The 17,241-nt window shown below is 63.5% G+C and carries 18 protein-coding genes and 1 tRNA gene; 7 read left to right on the top strand and 12 right to left on the bottom strand.

Annotation, left to right across the window (positions count from 1 at the left end; all coding sequences use genetic code 11):
- Positions 1-63: 63 nt before the first annotated feature.
- On the bottom strand, positions 64-591 hold the full coding sequence (locus PZL22_RS19355; RefSeq protein WP_003534404.1) for a BA14K family protein: 528 nt from the start codon (positions 589-591) through the stop codon (positions 64-66).
- Positions 592-982: 391 nt separating this feature from the next.
- On the opposite strand from PZL22_RS19355, the gene PZL22_RS19360 reads away from it, so the two are divergent.
- Positions 983-1,069: transfer RNA gene (locus tag PZL22_RS19360), tRNA-Leu, on the top strand.
- A gap of 127 nt (positions 1,070-1,196) precedes the next feature.
- On the opposite strand, the gene cya1 is transcribed toward PZL22_RS19360, so the two are convergent.
- The 3 genes from cya1 to PZL22_RS19375 all read right to left on the bottom strand — a co-directional run bounded on the left by cya1 (position 1,197) and on the right by PZL22_RS19375 (position 4,750).
- Positions 1,197-3,194 (bottom strand): adenylate cyclase Cya1, encoded by a 1,998-nt coding sequence (gene cya1 / locus PZL22_RS19365; RefSeq protein ID WP_003534405.1) that lies wholly within the window; start codon positions 3,192-3,194, stop codon positions 1,197-1,199.
- Between the two features lie 93 nt (positions 3,195-3,287).
- Positions 3,288-4,334, bottom strand: a complete 1,047-nt coding sequence (locus PZL22_RS19370; RefSeq protein WP_003534407.1) for a hydroxyacid dehydrogenase — start codon at positions 4,332-4,334, stop codon at positions 3,288-3,290.
- Between the two features lie 86 nt (positions 4,335-4,420).
- The gene (locus PZL22_RS19375; protein WP_003534409.1) at positions 4,421-4,750 is read right to left on the bottom strand and encodes a hypothetical protein; all 330 of its coding nucleotides are present in this window, start codon (positions 4,748-4,750) and stop codon (positions 4,421-4,423) included.
- Between the two features lie 207 nt (positions 4,751-4,957).
- On the opposite strand from PZL22_RS19375, the gene PZL22_RS19380 reads away from it, so the two are divergent.
- Positions 4,958-5,584: a ribonuclease D gene (locus tag PZL22_RS19380; RefSeq protein ID WP_003534411.1), complete on the top strand. Its 627-nt coding sequence runs from the start codon at positions 4,958-4,960 to the stop codon at positions 5,582-5,584.
- A 424-nt stretch (positions 5,585-6,008) separates the two neighbouring features.
- Positions 6,009-6,299, top strand: a complete 291-nt coding sequence (locus PZL22_RS19385) for a GIY-YIG nuclease family protein (protein ID WP_004435543.1) — start codon at positions 6,009-6,011, stop codon at positions 6,297-6,299.
- Between the two features lie 178 nt (positions 6,300-6,477).
- On the opposite strand, the gene PZL22_RS19390 is transcribed toward PZL22_RS19385, so the two are convergent.
- Entirely contained in the window at positions 6,478-6,759 is a 282-nt protein-coding gene (locus PZL22_RS19390; RefSeq protein WP_004435540.1) for an Rdx family protein, read from the bottom strand.
- A gap of 202 nt (positions 6,760-6,961) precedes the next feature.
- On the opposite strand from PZL22_RS19390, the gene PZL22_RS19395 reads away from it, so the two are divergent.
- Positions 6,962-7,414, top strand: a complete 453-nt coding sequence (locus PZL22_RS19395) for a DoxX family protein (RefSeq protein ID WP_004435537.1) — start codon at positions 6,962-6,964, stop codon at positions 7,412-7,414.
- Between the two features lie 114 nt (positions 7,415-7,528).
- Here PZL22_RS19395 and rnk read toward each other — a convergent pair whose 3' ends face one another.
- The 4 genes from rnk to PZL22_RS19415 form a co-directional block, all read right to left on the bottom strand.
- On the bottom strand, positions 7,529-7,936 hold the full coding sequence (rnk, locus tag PZL22_RS19400; RefSeq protein ID WP_004435534.1) for a nucleoside diphosphate kinase regulator: 408 nt from the start codon (positions 7,934-7,936) through the stop codon (positions 7,529-7,531).
- 400 nt (positions 7,937-8,336) lie between these two features.
- On the bottom strand, positions 8,337-8,570 hold the full coding sequence (locus PZL22_RS19405) for a type II toxin-antitoxin system CcdA family antitoxin (protein WP_004435531.1): 234 nt from the start codon (positions 8,568-8,570) through the stop codon (positions 8,337-8,339).
- A 53-nt stretch (positions 8,571-8,623) separates the two neighbouring features.
- Positions 8,624-10,459, bottom strand: coding sequence for a translation elongation factor 4 (lepA, locus tag PZL22_RS19410; RefSeq protein ID WP_284718539.1), 1,836 nt, complete (start codon positions 10,457-10,459; stop codon positions 8,624-8,626).
- A gap of 49 nt (positions 10,460-10,508) precedes the next feature.
- Complete coding sequence (locus tag PZL22_RS19415; RefSeq protein ID WP_004435524.1) at positions 10,509-11,774, bottom strand: MFS transporter; 1,266 nt, start codon at positions 11,772-11,774, stop codon at positions 10,509-10,511.
- 192 nt (positions 11,775-11,966) lie between these two features.
- On the opposite strand from PZL22_RS19415, the gene PZL22_RS19420 reads away from it, so the two are divergent.
- Both PZL22_RS19420 and PZL22_RS19425 read left to right on the top strand, forming a co-directional pair.
- The gene (locus PZL22_RS19420) at positions 11,967-12,545 is read left to right on the top strand and encodes a type II toxin-antitoxin system RelB family anti-toxin (RefSeq protein ID WP_004435521.1); all 579 of its coding nucleotides are present in this window, start codon (positions 11,967-11,969) and stop codon (positions 12,543-12,545) included.
- Between the two features lies 1 nt (position 12,546).
- Positions 12,547-13,074 carry a GNAT family N-acetyltransferase gene (locus PZL22_RS19425; RefSeq protein WP_004435518.1) on the top strand — a complete coding sequence of 176 codons (528 nt, stop codon included), beginning with the start codon at positions 12,547-12,549 and terminating at the stop codon, positions 13,072-13,074.
- A gap of 35 nt (positions 13,075-13,109) precedes the next feature.
- Here PZL22_RS19425 and PZL22_RS19430 read toward each other — a convergent pair whose 3' ends face one another.
- Complete coding sequence (locus PZL22_RS19430) at positions 13,110-13,748, bottom strand: exopolysaccharide biosynthesis protein (protein ID WP_014530016.1); 639 nt, start codon at positions 13,746-13,748, stop codon at positions 13,110-13,112.
- 260 nt (positions 13,749-14,008) lie between these two features.
- Between PZL22_RS19430 and PZL22_RS19435 the strand changes: the two genes are divergently transcribed.
- Positions 14,009-14,674, top strand: a complete 666-nt coding sequence (locus PZL22_RS19435; RefSeq protein WP_004435511.1) for a YiaD family glycine zipper/OmpA-like lipoprotein — start codon at positions 14,009-14,011, stop codon at positions 14,672-14,674.
- Positions 14,675-14,991: 317 nt separating this feature from the next.
- Here PZL22_RS19435 and PZL22_RS19440 read toward each other — a convergent pair whose 3' ends face one another.
- Complete coding sequence (locus PZL22_RS19440) at positions 14,992-16,044, bottom strand: lysine-2,3-aminomutase-like protein (protein WP_004435508.1); 1,053 nt, start codon at positions 16,042-16,044, stop codon at positions 14,992-14,994.
- Positions 16,041-17,093 (bottom strand): EF-P lysine aminoacylase EpmA, encoded by a 1,053-nt coding sequence (gene epmA, locus PZL22_RS19445; RefSeq protein ID WP_004435504.1) that lies wholly within the window; start codon positions 17,091-17,093, stop codon positions 16,041-16,043. The genes PZL22_RS19440 and epmA overlap by 4 nt, the downstream gene beginning before the upstream one ends.
- Positions 17,094-17,241 lie beyond the last annotated feature (148 nt).

Below are 17,241 nucleotides of genomic sequence, written 5' to 3' on the forward strand. Positions count from 1 at the left end.
CTGACGGGAGCGCCGCGCGTCTGAGGGAACGCGCGGACTCGATGAATCCAAGGGTACGCTCCCCTAACGATAGGGCGAGTAGCAGACCCGGTAGACCCCGCCATAGGTCAGGTAGCGGTTGGAGGCAGGGTTATAGGACCGATAGCGCGACAGGCACCAGCTGACATGGCTATTGCCGCCGCTCCGGACGTAGCCGCCGCCATAGTAGCGTGGCCTATAGGAGCGATAACCGTAATATGCGGGCCCGGGATAGCTGTAATAGCCGGGGCCATAAAAGCGCGGCCCGTAATAATAGCGGTTCCCGTAATACGGGCGGTAACGGTAGCTGGGTCCGAAATAGAAGCTGATCCCGGACCGCCTGTAATAGGGGCTCCAGCCCGGATAGAAGCCGGATCCTCCATAATAGCCGCGGCGAGAATAGCCGCCGCGCCACCCGTAACGGCCGCGATGCGTGGCATTCTCGACGCCGGCCGGCGCTTTGATCGCAATGTCGAGCGCCGGGCGCGGCATGGCCTGAACGGACGTTACAGGGGGAACCGCGGAGGCGGCGGCGAGTGCGCAGCTGACAACGAAATTCCGAAATTTCGTCATTTTCTCCTCACTTTCCGAAAGCCGTTGCTTTCCGGTTTTTGTCCCTGCTCCTTTCAGCGCCGCGCGACTTATCAGACGCGCAAAGGCCGCTGTAACTCTTCAAGTTGCTGCATTTTTTGGCGGTGATCGGCCGACCAACGAAACATGCAGCAGACGTTTGATGTCGCATGTTTATTCGTGGGCGCGTGCTCCACGTATCGACGCGGGCGTTCCGGATTCCGCCCATTCGCCGTTGCTCTAGAATGCGCCTCTCCGGCTCTCATGTCACTGGAATTCTTGCCCTATCATCGAGGTCCCGGCCGCGCTTTACCGCGCTTTTTCGCGATGCGAGACGAAAACTTCAAAATGCCTGTTGACACTTCGGCCACGGCCTTTTACATGCCGGTCCGTCGCCCAGATGGCGGAATTGGTAGACGCGCCAGCTTCAGGTGCTGGTACTCGAAAGGGTGTGGAGGTTCGAGTCCTCTTCTGGGCACCATTCCATTTTCAGGAACCGCTTTTGCGGTTCGGAAGTCAAAAAAAGCCCGGGTTTCCGGGCTTTTTTGCTTTCAGAGTTTCGAAGCGAATTCAGCGGGGCCGCCGTTCGCCGCGGCATCTGCCTTTCCTCAGGCGGCCGTTCCGGCTTCGGTAGTGTTCACCGCGCGGACGACGCCCACGACTTCGTAAATGTCGAGCGCCGTCGAACGGCCCTTTGCCTTGGCGGTGCCGAGCGGGCGGAACTTCACCATGTCCTTGCATTGGGCGACCACCGCGCCGCTTGCAAGAACGCTCGTGCCGTAATCCTTGTTCATGCCCTCGAGCCGCGAGGCGACGTTCACCGTGTCGCCCATCGCCGTATATTGCAGCCGTTCCTTGGCGCCGACGCTGCCGACGACGGCCGTTCCGGTGTGGATGCCGAAGCGGGTGCGGAACTCCGGCAATCCGCTGGCGCGTTGCGCAGAATTGAAGGCCTCGAGCCTCTCCTCGACCGCGAGTGCGCATCGACAGGCATGCTCGGCATGCCTGGTATCGGCGACCGGCGCGTTCCACATGGCAAAGACCGAGTCTCCATGGAACTGGATGATGGTTCCGTCGTGGGCGGCGACGACCTCGCTGAACAGGTCGAAATACTCTGAGAGCATCGCGACCACTTCTTCCGGCGACCGGCCCTCGCTGATGGTGGTGAAGTCGTAGATGTCGGTGAACATCGCCGTCACCTCCTGCCGCCATGCGGCGCGGCCGCCGAAATGGCCGGATTCGATGCCCTTGCGCACCAGCTCCTTCGGAACATAGAGCGCGAAGGTGAAGATCGCGTCGCGAGCCCTGTTCATTGCGCCGTTGAGCGTCGAGATTTCCGCCACATGCGACGAAACGTCGATAGGAGTGGCGAAATCCAGGTCCTGTAGGCGGTTGGCGCTGTCGGTGAGCTGGTTGAGCGACTTCGTGATCAGATGCGCAAGCACGAGGGCCAGGAGAACGGCGACCACCACCACGGCGCCCGAGACGGCAAGTCCCTGAACCAGCGTCTCGTTTGCGGCCGCCAGCAGCTCGTCGAGAGGGGCGGCGACGACCACCCGGTGCCCGGACAGAAGCAATGCCGATTCGAGCGGCGCCACCGTGACGAGATAGGTGCGGTTTCCGACTTCGACGAGAGTTGCCTTTCCGGCCGGTGGCGGGTTGCGCCGGATGCTCTCGATCAGTCCATCCTCCTGCGGCGTGGCCACCGGCCGGTCCCGGCCCTTCGATGCCATGATGCGCCGCATCATGGTGGAGTCGGAGTGGATGATCGGTCGTCCCACCGCATCGAGCACGAAGGAAACCGAGTCGTCGGTCAGCCGCTCGCGGGACAGAAAATCCGTGATCGTATCGAGAACGACATCGGCGCCGATGACGATTTGGGGGTTGCCGCGGTGCGCTTGCGATATGGTCATCCCGAGATTGCCTGTGGTGGCCATCTCATAGGGACCGATGGCCACCGGCGCCTTGCCGTTGACGGCCGCGCGGTACCAAGGCCGCGTCCTCGGATCGAAGCCGTTGGAGGCAGCGTGACGTTCGGCAAACTGCAGGCCGCTCGCGTCCAGGAACAGGATCCGGTCGAACGGCTTGCCCTGGTCGTTCCTCTCCATCGAGCGCACGGCGATCGCCGCCCCCCGCGGTGCGTCCAGGGCCATGCGCCAGGCGGCCGAATCCAGATCGACCACATGAAAGAATGCGCCGCTCGGATAACCGACATAGACGCCGTCGATGTGCGGCGAGCGGGCGATGCCCTCGCGCAGCACTGCCACCTTGTCGTTGATGCGCTCCGGCGGAGGCACGAGAAAGGAATTGGCGACGGATGCGACGAGGCTGACGAGCGCGGAGGTATCCCCGGAGAGGGCGCCGAGCCGATCGACCAGGCGACCGACGAAGGCATCCATATTGTCTTCGGCACCGGCGATCGCAGCGCTGCGTGCGCGGCGGTAGTCAAGCCCCACCAGCGTCGCGGACACGACGATGAGCATAGCAACCATCACGAGACCGAGCAGCGACCGCAGTGAGCTGGTCCAGGTCCGGGAAGGCTTGTCCGCGTTGGAATCTTGCATGCTTTCGATGTCCTTGAATCCGGATTCCGATCTTTGCAGCATTGCACCGGATTTTCATAGCACCACCGGCCGTGTACGAGCTGCGCTACAGCGCCGCGCGGCTAGGATAAAGGCAGTTGTGCTGCCCATCACTCTTCAGTTGACGGTGACGGGCTTTGAGCGCATTCGGGCCACCGTCTCCCGCTCCGCCCGCTTGCAGCGCATCGGCGGCAGGCTGCGGTCCATCAGTTCCATATCCTCGAGCACCATCTCGCCCATCCTCTTGAAGGCGATGTCGAGCGCACCGGCCCGGTGCGCCGAGCGCAGGAAGCCGGGTAGCCGGCGGACAGGATGTCCGAGGGGCAGGGGCTCCTCCGGGAAGACGTCGCTTGCCGCGCGGATATGGCCGCTTTCGACGGCTGCGATCAATGCATCGAAATCCACGACTCCGGCGCGGCTCAGGAGAATGAAGGCGGCGCCCGGACGCATGGCCGCGAAGGCCTTGGCGCCGAGGAAGCCCTCATTGTCGCTGGTTACCGCTGCGACGACAAACAGGAAGTCGCTCTCGGCGAGGACCGTCTCGAGCGACGCCGGTTCGACGTCGGCGTCGAGAAGAACGGAGGCCGGCAGCCAGGGATCATGGACGCGGATCTTCGCGCGAAATCCCGAAAGGACGCGGTTGAGCGCCTTGCCGAGATCGCCGAAGCCGATGATGCCGATCTCCGAGCCCGAGAGGAGCCGGGCGGACTTGTTGCCCTCACCGCCCCAGCGCTCGCGCCCCTCTCGGAAATCCACATCCGCATCGACGATGCCGCGGGCGAGGTTGAGCGCCATGGCGAGCCCCATCTCCGCCACCGGTTCGGCGAAGACCTGGCCGGTGGTGAGCACGTGGATGCCGCGCTGGAAAACCACGTCGTAGGGCATGTTGTCGATGAGATTGCTTTCGACGTTGAGAACGGCCCGCAGCCGCGGCATGCGCTCGAGCGTGTCCGCGGAAAGCGGCGGCTGTCCGACGATATAGCGGGCCTCAGAGAGGACGGCGGAGCCGAGCCCGACGATGTTCTCCGGATCGGCTTCGATCACGCGGTAGCGCCGGTGAAGACGCTCGAGCGCGTCGGGCGTGAAGATCAGATCGAGCGTACGCGGCGCGGGCGCGCTGATGACAAGTGGCCTGTCGGTTTGCGGCCTGTCGGTTTCGGGCATGGTTTCCTCCAGTCAGTGCCGTCCCGGGGCGTAGTTTCGTCTTTCCCGAGCGTGCAACGCAAGCGTGCTTTTTTCTTGGTTCGACCTCAATAGTTGAGGCCGCGCTTCTGCCGTTCCAGCGACGGCGGCAGTTCGCCGCTTTGGAAGATCGGTCCGCTGCCCTCGCGGCAGCGATAGGTCGTATCGTAACGCGGGCGGCCGTGAGACGACTCGAAAGGACCGTAGCGGTCGATGAAAACCTGCCGGCAAACGATGTTCTTATCGTCGCGCAGCGGGTCCACCGGCCGCACGCCCGGCAGGTCGTGGAAGGCCTGCGCCAGCTCGAATGTCGCCTCGCCGGCGAGGCCGGCACCGGGCGAGAGGGTCAATATCAGGGCGATGACGGGAGGCGCCAGGGCGAAACGGAACCAGGTCATATACGAACTTTCTCGGGGTGACGGCAAACGGAACGTCCGCCGAAGGACAAGGTATCGCGGCCGGCCAACATGCGCTATAGGCCAGCTACGCTCCACAGCGCCCGCGAGCCTGATCAGACAGGCCGGGATCGCTGCAGCACTTGAATCTCAGCAGGCTTCCTGAGCCGTTCTCAGGGAAACATGCAAGTAACGATCTGGGGATTTTCGATGGCGAATACAATAAGGTTCCACGAGGGCGACATTTCCGAGACCGACGCCGCCCGCTATACGGGCGCGATCGCGATCGATACGGAAACGCTCGGCCTGGTCCCGCGTCGCGACCGCCTTTGCGTCGTGCAGCTCTCGTCGGGCGACGGGACTGCCGATGTGATCCGCATCTCCGCCGGCCAGAAGCAGGCGCCGAACCTCGTCTCGATGCTCGCCGATCCGACGCGCCAGAAGATCTTCCATTTCGGCCGCTTCGACATCGCCGTGCTGTTCCATACCTTCGGCGTCACCGCGTCGCCGGTCTTCTGCACCAAGATCGCCTCGCGCCTCGCCCGCACCTATACGGACCGGCACGGTCTCAAGGACAATCTCAAGGAACTGCTCGACATCGACATTTCCAAGCAGCAGCAGTCTTCCGATTGGGCCGCCGACATTCTTTCGCCGGCGCAGCTCGAATATGCCGCCTCCGACGTGCTCCACCTGCATGCGCTGCGCGACAAGCTGACGGCGCGGCTCCTGCGCGATGGCCGGATGGAACTCGCCGAGGCCTGCTTCTCGTTTCTCCCCACGCGTGCCAAGCTCGATCTGCTCGGCTGGGAAGAGACGGACATCTTCGCGCATAGCTGATGCATGTTGCCCTCTTCCTCATCCCTGTGCTCGTCACAGGGATCCGGCAGCGCCGGGTCTGCGGCGCGGCTGAGTCCTTTCAGCCCAAGGACTTGGTCTGGCTGGATTCCTGTGACGAGCACAGGAATGAGGGAAGCGGGATGCACGGGCGCTGCCGCAACCTCGTTTGGGGATTGCGCGCCATCTCCTTCCGCACGGCCTACGAGAAGTATTCCGAGGGACCGCACCCGCTCCACCCTCATCCCTGTGCTCGTCACAGGGATCCAGCAGCGCCGCGTCTGCGGCGCGGGAAAGAGTTCTTCCAGCCCAATGACTTGGTCTGGCTGGATTCCTGTGACAGGCACAGGAATGAGGGAGGCGGGGATGCACGGCCTCTGCAACTTTCGCTTGCGAATACGCGAGGGAATGTTCAACCTGATACGCAATGAAAGGTTACGTCTACATTCTCGCATCGAAGCGAAACGGAACACTGTATACGGGCGTGACCCGTGACCTGCCTCGCCGCCTCCTCGAGCATCAGAACGATCTGACGCCTGGATTCACGTCAAGATACGGCGTGAAGACCTTGGTGTGGTTTGAGGAATTCGACCTGCTGACTTCCGCCATCACGCGGGAGAAGACAATGAAGAAATGGCCGAGGAAGTGGAAGCTTAGTTTGATAGAGGAATTGAACCCCGAATGGGAAGACATCTCTCACCATCTTCACGGCATATGAAACGCGCCGAGGGACCGCACCCTCTCTACCCTCATCCCTGTGCTCGTCACAGGGATCCAGCAGCGCCGCGTCTGCGGCGCGGGAGAGTCTTTCCAGCCCAAGGACTTGGTCTGGCTGGATTCCTGAGGATCGACGGTGAGTCTTGCGCGCTGCACGTCAGCTGCGCCTGGGCGGGACTCTAGCTCCTGTCCGTGTGGCCGAGATCGCGCTCGGGCTCGATCACGTCGCGAATGCGTTGTTTCAGCTCCTTAGGTCCGGGAAAGCCGCCGTCGCGCTTGCGTTCCCAGATCAACGCGCCATCGACGCGAATCTCGAAATTGCCGCCGGTCCCGGGGATGAGCGCCACTTCCCCGAGCGTATCGGCGAAGGTCGACAGCAATTCCTGCGCCATCCATCCGGCGCGCAGCAGCCAGTTGCACTGGGTGCAGTAGAGGATGGTGACGCGTGGCTTTTCGCTCATCTCGCATGTCCTGTTCACTTGGCTTTCGCGCCCCAGAAAACATCGAGCAGCGTCGTCGCGCAAGCGCCGCGATCGATGCCTTCACGGGTGTCTCACATAAATGTCAGCTTCAGCCGTCAAATTTTTGACGTCGAGCCCTTGTTTTCCAAAGGGCCAGAGGCAAGAGAAACCCCTGATTTGCAATGGATGCGAAAGGGATTTCATGACCGATACCGCTGCCAACAATCGACCGCGCGCGATCCTGCCGGCGCTCGAAAAGATTTATCTGCCGCTCGATACTTTCGCCGAGACGTTGCTGCGCGTCGTCGCAGGCCTGCTGCTGGTCACTCACGGCTACGGCAAGATTCTCAACCCCTTCGGCGCGACCGGCATGGTGGAGGGGCTTGGGTTCTATCCGGGCGTTTTCTGGTCGCCCTTGCTTTCGGCGACCGAGTTCTTCGGCGGCATATTCATTGCCATCGGCTTCCTGACGCGGCCTGCTGCCTTCGCGGCGACGATCGTGCTGCTCGTCACCGTCTATTTCCACGGCATCGTCCAGGGGCAGGGTCTTGGCGGGGCGGAGAAATCCATCCTCTGGGCGGCGATCACGCTCTTCTTTGCCATTCGCGGCGCCAACAGCCAGTCCGTCGACGCCAAGCTCGGCCGTCAATTCTGATCTCACGCTTTGAATTAAAGCTCTTCCGGGCGGCGACACACTTTTCCTGAAAGCGCTCTGGAAGCGGCCGGCTCGATCCGGCCGCTTCCAGCGATCGCACCGGTGGCGGCACGCTCAGCCCGCCTGCGGCATCACGCTGCGGATCGTCATACGGTGTACCTTGCCGGCCCTGTCGACCCAGTCGATCGACTGTCCGACGGAAAGGCCGATCAGCGCCGCTCCAATCGGCGTCAGCACGGAAATCTTGCCGGCTTCGATGTCAGCCTCCCCCGGGTAGACGAGCCTCACTTCCTTCGCAAAACCGTTGTCTGCGTCGAAGGCGACGGTCGAGCCCATCTGTACGCTGTCCTTGGGCAGCTTGCCGGGAGCGGCGATTCGCGCGCGGTCGAGTTCGGAAAGCAGCGCCTCCGCGACGTCCGGGACACGGTCGAGCGCCGAGGAGGCGATCGCCGTCAGACGTGCATGGTCTTCGGCATTGATGACGATCGAGGGAAGCTTCTTGCGGGTTGTCTTGTCCGCCATGATGATACCTGTGCTTGGGCGCACCGCTCTGCTTGCGCCGAAAGTGAAATGTCGAGGATGATTTACGCTCGCCGCTCGGGGGTGGAGGCTTGGCCATCCGCTCGCCGATGCGTAGGCCCCCTTACCCGGAGAGCGCACGCATCCGGGCCGGGGTCAGGTTCCTGCGATGGGGCAGACCCGGAAAGAACAGCGGAAATGGATCGCGAGCACTGGCATGAACTGAAGGTCGGAAACTTCACCCGTGAAGTCAAGCCCAGCGTGACCACTTGAAGCGCCGCATCGCCCGTGTTCATTCATTGCGGGTCGCTCAAGAAGATCAGAAGCCTTGAAACGCAAAGTCCGTAGCGGCGACGATTTCGTCACGCCGATCTGACAAGTCGGTGACTAGGTGCCGAGCTCTTTAGAACTGCCGGCGTTTCGCCAGCGTCAGTCCGCGTTTATCGACAAAGGCATTTGCATCGGCGATCGCCTCGGCGTTCTCGATCTGCCAGAGTTTTCCCTGTTCGGCTCTGATGGCCCGGGCGATTCCCTCTTCGGCGGCGCGTGAAACATTGATCTTGAGATCGCGCGCCTGCGCAAGCAGATCGCCATCGAGGGTGAGATTTGCCGGGCGTCTTGCAGTCGGTCGCGACATGTTTGCTCCAGGTCGATGCGCATATTGTACGCGCATCGACGCCGGACCAGCAATCACTCGTCGCTCATCTTCAGCGCGGCGATGAAGGCTTCCTGCGGGATTTCCACCTTGCCGAACTGGCGCATCCGCTTCTTGCCGGCCTTCTGCTTCTCCAGAAGCTTGCGCTTTCGGGTGGCGTCGCCGCCGTAGCACTTGGCGGTCACGTCCTTGCGCAGCGCCGAGATGGTTTCGCGGGCGATCACGTTGCCGCCGATGGCGGCCTGGATCGGGATCTTGAACATGTGCTTCGGGATCAGTTCCTTCAGCTTCTCGCACATTTCGCGGCCGCGCTTTTCCGCCGCCATCCGGTGCACCATCATCGACAGCGCGTCCACCGGCTCGCCGTTGACGAGGATCGACATCTTCACGAGGTTGCCTTCCTTGTGCTCGGTGATCTGGTAGTCGAAGGAGGCGTATCCCTTGGAGATCGACTTCAGCCGGTCGTAGAAATCGAACACGACTTCGTTGAGCGGCAGGTCATAGGTGAGCATCGCGCGGGTGCCGACATAGGTCAGCTCGATCTGGATGCCGCGACGATCCTGACAGAGCTTCAGGATGCCGCCGAGATATTCGTCGGGCGTCAGGATCGTCGCGCGGATCCACGGTTCGTGGATTTCGGCGATCTTGACCACGTCCGGCATGTCGGCGGGGTTGTGAAGCTCGCGCTCCGAGCCATCGGTCATGAACAGCTTGTAGACGACCGAGGGTGCCGTCGCGATCAGATCGAGATCGAATTCGCGCTCCAGACGTTCCTGGATGATTTCGAGATGCAGAAGGCCAAGGAAGCCGCAACGGAAGCCGAAGCCGAGTGCGGCGGAGGACTCCATTTCAAAGGAGAAGGAGGCGTCGTTGAGGCGCAGCTTGCCCATGGCCGAGCGCAAGTCCTCGAAGTCGGCGGCGTCGACCGGGAAGAGGCCGCAGAACACGACCGGCTGGGCGGGCTTGAAGCCGGGCAGCGCCTTGGCCGTCGGCCGCTTGTCCTCGGTGATCGTATCGCCGACGCGGGTGTCGGCCACTTCCTTGATGGAAGCTGTGATGAAACCGATCTCGCCGGGGCCGAGCGCCTCCATGGCAACCATCTTCGGCGTCAGCACGCCGACGCGCTCCACCTGGTACTTCGCATCCGTCCCCATCATGCGGATGGTCATGCCCTTCTTCAGCGTTCCGTCGATGACGCGCACCAGAACCATGACGCCGAGATAAGCGTCGTACCAGCTGTCGACGAGCAGCGCCTTCAGGGGCGCGGTGTCGCCGCCCTCGCTCTTCGGGGCGGGCAGCTTATGGACGATCGCCTCCAGCACGTCCGGAATGCCGAGACCGGTCTTGGCAGAGATCAGCACGGCGTCGGAGGCGTCGATGCCGATCACTTCCTCGATCTGCTCCTTGATCCGCTCCGGCTCGGCCGCAGGCAGGTCGATCTTGTTCAGAACGGTGACGAGCTCGTGATTGTTGTCGATTGCCTGGTAGACATTGGCGAGCGTCTGGGCTTCGACGCCCTGGCTGGCGTCGACGACGAGCAGCGAACCTTCGCAGGCCGAAAGCGAGCGCGAGACCTCGTAGGCGAAGTCGACGTGGCCGGGCGTGTCGATGAGGTTCAGCACATAGGTTTCGCCGTCGTTCGCCTTGTAGCGCAGGCGCACGGTCTGGGCCTTGATGGTGATGCCGCGCTCGCGCTCGATATCCATGCTGTCCAGGACCTGCTCGGACATTTCGCGCTCGGCAAGGCCGCCGGTCGACTGGATCAGCCGGTCGGCGAGCGTCGATTTGCCGTGATCGATATGCGCCACGATCGAGAAGTTGCGGATATGCGACAGGGGCGTCTTGGAGGATGGTGTGCTCATGGGCCGCATATAGCAGCGCGATCAGGCGGCGCAAAGCGGGAAATGAAGGCTTCGTTCACTATAAATCCGGGCGCCTGACCGGCCGTTCCGCTCGCGCTTCCGTCTCGGCGAGTGCCACGGCATTCGGCACCTGGGCGCTTTTGAATTCGAAGCTGTCGCAGAGCTCGGGCGGGACGCGTTCGCGCGAGCGGAGGCGAACGAGCACGAAAAGGGCGTAGAGGAGCGCCACCGTCATCGTCGCATAGATGAAGGTCCGTTGGCCGAAGGCCGGCGTCAGCAAGGTCACGAGCATCGGCACGAGGGTCGCCGACGCCGACCAGGCGACCAGCATGGTGCTGGCGAGCGGCACGAAATCTGCCGGATCGGTGCGATCGTTGGCATGCGCATTGGCGATCGAATAGACCGTCTCGACCGCCCCCGCGAACATCGCGAAAACCAGCATGAGCAGGAGAAGGTTGTCGAAGGAGACGGCGAGCGCAGCGATGCCCGCCGCGATGACGAGCGTACAGGTGGCGATGAGGACGATCCGGCGGTCGGTGCGGTCTGAAAGGGCGCCCATCGGATATTGGATGAAGAGCAGGCCGAACTGCATGACGAACATCAATGCCGCTACTTCCTTCTGACTGACGGAATTGGCGGCGGCATAGATCGGCGTAAAGCCTTGCACCAGCATGGAAAGGCCGCCGGAGGCAAGCACGCCGATGAAGGCGACCGGAGAAATCCGCCAGACCATGGGAATGTCGATGCTGACCCTGGCAGGGGCGGGCGGCGTCGGCAGCCGCGTGAGGCCGATCGGCAGGATGGCGACCGCGGTGAAGAAGATCGTGACGATCGGGGCGAGATTGCCCTCGACCGGGATTTGCCCGAAGAGCCAGGCGCCGGCGCCAAGCCCGATGACATAGGCCATGTAGAAGAGCGCCATCGCCCGGCCGCGCCAGTGGTTCTCGCTGGCATGATTGAGCCAGCTCTGCGTGATGATGAAATTCATGTTGGCCGCAATGCCGTAGAGGCCGCGTGCGACGACCCAAAGCAGCGGGTGGACGCCGAGGCTGATCATCAGCGCCGCGAGAATGACCAGCGCCATCGAGCAGGAAAAAGCGCGGGCGTGGCCTACGCGGCGAATGAGCGAGCCGCCCATGAGGCAGCCGATCAGCCCGCCGAAGGCAATCGCCGTCACGGCGGCTCCCGGGACCCAATCCGGCGCCGCCGAGCGCGTCAGCACGAAGGGCACATAGGCGAGCATCATGCCGTTGCCGACCGCGACAGATGTCATCGAGGCGACTATGCTCGCGATCGACAGCAGCGACGAAGGAGATCGATGCATCTGCCTGTCCTCCTGCCGATCGTATGAAGCTGATCTAAATTATTGAAGTTGAATGTTTTTTTCAGAATCGGCGCAGAATCCGGACGATAAAGCAGGACGCGGCCCCGCGCTGTCGTCAAAGCGGCATGTGCAAAACTTATTTCTCGCTCCGATGGTCTTGACTCCACTATATGAGAAATGCAATCTCCGATAATGGAAAACGCGGTTGCCCCTCTCGAAGAGACCATGGCCATGCGCCTGCGCGAGCTGCGCATGGCGCGGGAGCTGACGCTTGACGACCTGGCCGGCCGCTCCGGCGTCAGCCGCGCCATGATTTCGCGCATCGAGCGCGGCGAGGCGAGCCCGACGGCGCAGCTTCTGGCGAAGCTCTGCAGCGCGTTGGGCACGACGCTTTCGGCGCTTTTTGCTTCCGAAATGAGCGAGGCCTCGCCCTTGGCCCGGCACGCGGAGCAGCGGCTGTGGCGCGATCCCGAAAGCGGCTATCTGCGCCGTTCGGTTTCACCCGAAGGCGTCGGTTCGCCGGTCGACATCGTCGAGGTCGAGTTTCCGCCCGGTGCTCGTGTCGTCTTCGAGCGACAGCCCATGGACCGCGGCATCACCCAGCACCTCTGGCTTTTCTCCGGCCGCCTCGAATTGACGATGGAAAGCGGACGGCAGCTCCTGGAGCCGGGCGACTGCCTGTTCATGGGGCTTGAAGAGGCCCACATCTTTCACAATCCCCACGAAGAACCGGCGCATTACGCCGTCATCCTCTGCCGCAACAAGGTCTGACATGCCCGACGTCGAAATCCGCGTGCTCACCGCAGAAGACACCCTGGCCGCCCTGCCGGCTCTGGCCGAAATTCTCTCCGATTGCGTCGAAGGCGGCGCTTCGGTCGGCTTCATGCAACCGTTTTCGCCGAATGACGCCGTTCACTTCTGGGAGGGCGTCGCCGCGGCCGTCGGGCGCAGCGAAACGGTGCTCCTCGCGGCCGAAGTCGACGGCCGGATGGTCGGCACCGTGCAGCTCGGCGTCAGCACCATGCCGAACCAGCCGCATCGCGCCGACGTCAGAAAGCTGCTCGTCCACCGCGACGCCCGCGGTCTCGGCCTGTCGCGTCGCCTGATGGATGCGGCCGAGGCGGAAGCCGTCAGGCGCGGCAGAAGAGTGCTGGTCCTCGACACGGCGACCGGCGAGCCGGCGGAAGCGATCTACGAGCGCTTTGGCTGGACGCGCGCCGGTATCGTTCCCGACTATGCGTTGATGCCGGACGGCCGCTATTGCGCAACGACGTTCTTCTACAAGCACCTTGCCACATAGGGCGGCTCGGATGGCATCATCCGGTGCCGCCGCGATCACGAAACGAAGAAGTGCGAGAGGCCCTGGCCGGCGGCGAAAGCGGCATAGCCGAGAACTGCGAAATAGACGGTGGTCGCGACCAGGAAGAAATAGCCGCCGGCCACCATCAGCCCGTCGCGCTGGATGATGCCGAGCGACAGGAGCAGGATGGCGATGCCGGGCAGGGTGTTCGACAGCGGAATCAGCCCGAGCGGAAACATGAGAAGCACGCCGCCGGCCATGATCATCAAGCCGTTGAAACGGTTCATCAGGGCGCCTTCGGTCAGGAAATTGAGCCGCGGGCGCACATAGCGGTCGAGCTTCGAGACCAGTGCCGCACCTTTTCGGAGCGTCGGCACGAGCTTTTCCGTGGCGATCTCCCGGTCGAGGATGCGCTTCGGCAGCCAGGGCATGCGATTGAGGGTGATCGCGAGCGAAATGAGAATGATGGCCGCCCCGAAGACGGTGCTGACGCCCGGAATGGAAACCGGGATCAGGAACGGCAGGGTCAGCAGCGCGCAGAGAAGGAGGAAGCCCTGCTCGCCGATCTCGATCATCAGCTCGCGCAGCGTGATCGTGTTGCCTCTGATCGACGCGATCATGCCGGTGAGCGTGTCGCTGAGGCTGCGTTGCGAATCGCCGAACTCGACCGCCATAATTTTTCCCTTCACGGTTTGCGGGCGCTCCATGCGGTGCCCGCGGCTCGCATTCTTTACGCCGAACCGGGCCTGGCAGACCATAGCGCCAGGCGCATGAACCTCCGGTTAGCGGGCCCTCTGGTCAGCAATGTGGCGAGGTCTGGCAGAAATGGTGCACCGCAATACTCCCGATAGAGGAAAGTAGAAGGCCCCTTCATCTTCCTGCCGCAATCGATAGTATGAACCGATCCTGAGCACCAATGGGGACAATTGATTCGATGATCAAGAAATGCGCCATCCTGGCTGTCGTGGCCGTCTATCTTTCCGGATGCACCACCACCGATCCCTATACGGGAGAACAGAAGATGTCGAACACGGCCGGAGGCGCTTTGATCGGCGCGGGTCTCGGCGCTGCGACCGGTCTTCTGGTGGGCGGCAGTGCGGCGGGCCGGCGTGATGCCGCTCTTGTCGGCGCAGGCATCGGCGCTCTCGGCGGCGGCCTGGTCGGAAACTACATGGATCAGCAGGAATCCGAACTGCGGGCGCAGTTGCAGGGTACCGGCGTTTCGGTCACCCGCGCCGGCGATCGCATCATCCTGAACATGCCGTCGAACATCACCTTCGCGACCGACCGCGACCAGGTGATTCCGGCCTTCTACTCGACGCTCGACTCGGTTGCGATCGTGCTGCGCAAGTTCAACAAGACGCTGATCGACGTCGACGGTCACACCGACTCGACCGGCAGCGCCTCCTACAACCAGGGACTTTCGGAGCGTCGCGCGGCTTCGGTCGCCAACTATCTCGCCAGCCGCGGCGTCGACCAGCGGCGCATGTCGGCAGTGGGCTACGGCCTGGAGCGGCCGATTGCGTCGAACGCCACCGAGGTCGGCCGTGCCCAGAACCGCCGCGTCGAAATCTCGATCGCGCCGATCAAACAGGGCTGAACGCCTTCAATCCGATGACGAAGGGCCGCGCGGATTGTCCGGGCGGCCTTTTCAATTTCCGAAATGCCCCTCATCCGGCCTGCCGGCCACCTTCTCCCCGCTGACGGGGTGAAGGTGACTCGCGGCGCCGTCTCCGTCCCTCGATCGACCTAGAGGGGATGAGGAAAAGTGTGCGCGGTTTTCCGCCCGCATAGGGCGGCCCGACCTAAAAGCCTCGTGATCTGGTCTCAGTCTAGGAGGCGAAGGTGGTGCCCCTTGTCCCTTCTCCCCGCTTGCGGGGAGAAGGTGGCGGCAGCCGGATGAGGGGCGATGCTGCGTCACCCCTTCGGCGGATAGTCGTGCCTGTTTCCGCGGAAGTCGGTGACCGTGTAGCAGCCGCCGCCCTCCGCCTCGATCGCGCTGGCGCTGACGACGGCCTTGCCGTGGCCCCCGGGAATGTCGAGGATGTAGGCGGGCTGGCAGAGGCCGGATACGCGTCCGCGCAGAGAGGCGACGAGCGCCTGGCCCTCCTCGATGGACAGCCGGAAATGGCCGGTGCCGGGCGCAAGATCCGGATGGTGCAGGTAATAGGGCTTGATCCGTGTCTCGACGAAGGCGCGCATCAGTGCGGCGAGCACGTCCGGATCGTCATTGACGCCTTTCAGCAGCACCGACTGGCTCACCATGACGATGCCCGCATCGATCAGCCGCGCGGCGGCGGCGCGGGCCTCGGCGGTGAGTTCCCGCGGATGGTTGGCATGAAGCGCCACATAGGTCGCCTTGCCGCTGCTCTTCAAAGCGGCGATCAGCCCCGCATCCACCCGGTCCGGCTCGACCACCGGCACGCGCGTGTGGAAGCGCACGACCTTGACATGGTCGATTTCTGCGAGCCGCACCATGATATCGCCGAGCCGCCGGGGCGAGAGCACCAAGGGATCGCCGCCGGTCAGGATCACTTCCCATATTTCCGGGCGCCCGGCGATATAGGCGAGCGCCGCATCGAGTTCCGCGGGCGTGAGCGTGCCGAGACCCTCGGGGCCGACCATTTCGCGGCGGAAACAGAAGCGGCAGTAAACCGGGCAGACATGAACCGCCTTCAGGAGCACCCGGTCCGGATAGCGGTGGACGATACCGGCAACCGGGCTGTGCGCGCCGTCGCCGATCGGATCGGCACGCTCTTCCGGCATGAGCGTGAGTTCGGCCATGTCGGGCACGAACTGCCGCGCAATCGGGTCGTTCGGATCGTCAGGGTCGACCAGGCGGGCGATCGTCGGGCTGATGGCGACGGCGTAGCGGGACGCGACACGGGAGATCGCCTCTTCCTGCTCTCGACCGACCAGACCGGCGTCGGCGAGCTCACGCGCTGTTCTGATGGCGCGTTCCGCGGTCATGGCGTGGCCTCCGCGACCGGGGCCCAAAGGACCTGATCGATGCGGGATGCGCCCGTTGCCAGCATGACCAGCCGGTCGAAGCCGAGTGCGATGCCGCTCGCCTCGGGCATGCCGGCGAGCGCCGCGAGGAAATCCTCGTCGATCGGGTAGGTCTCGCCGTAGACCCGCGCCTTCTCCGCCATTTCCAGTTCGAACCGGAGGCGCTGCTCGGCGGCATCGGTCAATTCACCGAAGGCATTTGCGAGTTCGACGCCGCAGGCATAGAGCTCGAAACGCTCTGCCACGCGAGGGTCTGCGGCTGCAGGCCGGGCAAGCGCTGCCTCGGCAACCGGATATTCGTCGAGGATCGTGGCGCGCCCGAAGCCGAGATTGGGCTCGATCCTTTCGACGAGCACACGGCTGAAGAGATCGGCCCAGCCATCGTCTCCGGCGACACGCAAGCCCGCCTCCCGCATGGCCGCCGCCAGGCTCTCGCGGTCGGTGGAGCCGTCTTCCTGGACCGAGGCGAGGAGGTCGAGCCCCGCGAAGCGCGCGAAGGCCTCGGCGACGGAGAGCCGCTCCGGCTCGGCGAAAGGATCGCATTCATGCCCCTGATACACGAGGGACCGAGCGGCGACTGTCTCTGCGGCGAGCGCGAGAATCTCGCCGCAGTCGTGCATCAGCGTCTCGTAGCCCTCCTCGGCGCGGTACCATTCGAGCATGGTGAATTCCGGATGATGCAGCGGGCCCCGCTCGCGGTTGCGGTAGACATGGGCGAAACAGGCGATGCGCCGCTCGCCGGCGGCGATGAGCTTCTTACAGGCGAATTCGGGCGAGGTGTGGAGATAGAGCGGCTGGACGGAGCCGTCGAGCCCAAGCGCCTCGGTCGCAAAGGCATGCAGATGCGCCTCGTTGCCCGGCGACACCTGCAGCGCTGCCGTGTCGACCTCGATGAAGTCGCGTTCGTCGAAGAACCGGCGGAGCGCCGACTGGATGCGGTTGCGCCCGATCAGGAAGGGGCGCCGGTCGGCATGGACGTCGGGAGTCCACCAGGGAGAAGCATGCGGCATGGTCGGTTCGGTCCAGGCTTTCTTCCGCGCGAATGCCCGCTCAGGCTGGCTATTTGCGCGAAATTAGGATAGTGGCGGCGCGAAAACTGAATTTTCGCGTCCCTTCCGGGCCGATCTCCGGCCCGCTCGTGTCGCTGATACCTCTGTT

The sequence above is a fragment of the Ensifer meliloti genome (assembly GCF_030064585.1).
Lineage (GTDB): Bacteria > Pseudomonadota > Alphaproteobacteria > Rhizobiales > Rhizobiaceae > Sinorhizobium > Sinorhizobium meliloti.

Bases quoted from the DNA above. Each gene is read 5' to 3' on its own strand.
- PZL22_RS19355 (WP_003534404.1), bottom strand. From the start codon at position 591: ATGACGAAATTTCGGAATTTCGTTGTCAGCTGCGCACTCGCCGCCGCC.
- cya1 (WP_003534405.1), bottom strand. From the start codon at position 3,194: ATGCTGCAAAGATCGGAATCCGGATTCAAGGACATCGAAAGCATGCAA.
- PZL22_RS19370 (WP_003534407.1), bottom strand. From the start codon at position 4,334: ATGCCCGAAACCGACAGGCCGCAAACCGACAGGCCACTTGTCATCAGC.
- PZL22_RS19375 (WP_003534409.1), bottom strand. From the start codon at position 4,750: ATGACCTGGTTCCGTTTCGCCCTGGCGCCTCCCGTCATCGCCCTGATA.
- PZL22_RS19380 (WP_003534411.1), top strand. From the start codon at position 4,958: ATGGCGAATACAATAAGGTTCCACGAGGGCGACATTTCCGAGACCGAC.
- PZL22_RS19385 (WP_004435543.1), top strand. From the start codon at position 6,009: ATGAAAGGTTACGTCTACATTCTCGCATCGAAGCGAAACGGAACACTG.
- PZL22_RS19390 (WP_004435540.1), bottom strand. From the start codon at position 6,759: ATGAGCGAAAAGCCACGCGTCACCATCCTCTACTGCACCCAGTGCAAC.
- PZL22_RS19395 (WP_004435537.1), top strand. From the start codon at position 6,962: ATGACCGATACCGCTGCCAACAATCGACCGCGCGCGATCCTGCCGGCG.
- rnk (WP_004435534.1), bottom strand. From the start codon at position 7,936: ATGGCGGACAAGACAACCCGCAAGAAGCTTCCCTCGATCGTCATCAAT.
- PZL22_RS19405 (WP_004435531.1), bottom strand. From the start codon at position 8,570: ATGTCGCGACCGACTGCAAGACGCCCGGCAAATCTCACCCTCGATGGC.
- lepA (WP_284718539.1), bottom strand. From the start codon at position 10,459: ATGCGGCCCATGAGCACACCATCCTCCAAGACGCCCCTGTCGCATATC.
- PZL22_RS19415 (WP_004435524.1), bottom strand. From the start codon at position 11,774: ATGCATCGATCTCCTTCGTCGCTGCTGTCGATCGCGAGCATAGTCGCC.
- PZL22_RS19420 (WP_004435521.1), top strand. From the start codon at position 11,967: ATGGAAAACGCGGTTGCCCCTCTCGAAGAGACCATGGCCATGCGCCTG.
- PZL22_RS19425 (WP_004435518.1), top strand. From the start codon at position 12,547: ATGCCCGACGTCGAAATCCGCGTGCTCACCGCAGAAGACACCCTGGCC.
- PZL22_RS19430 (WP_014530016.1), bottom strand. From the start codon at position 13,748: ATGGCGGTCGAGTTCGGCGATTCGCAACGCAGCCTCAGCGACACGCTC.
- PZL22_RS19435 (WP_004435511.1), top strand. From the start codon at position 14,009: ATGATCAAGAAATGCGCCATCCTGGCTGTCGTGGCCGTCTATCTTTCC.
- PZL22_RS19440 (WP_004435508.1), bottom strand. From the start codon at position 16,044: ATGACCGCGGAACGCGCCATCAGAACAGCGCGTGAGCTCGCCGACGCC.
- epmA (WP_004435504.1), bottom strand. From the start codon at position 17,093: ATGCCGCATGCTTCTCCCTGGTGGACTCCCGACGTCCATGCCGACCGG.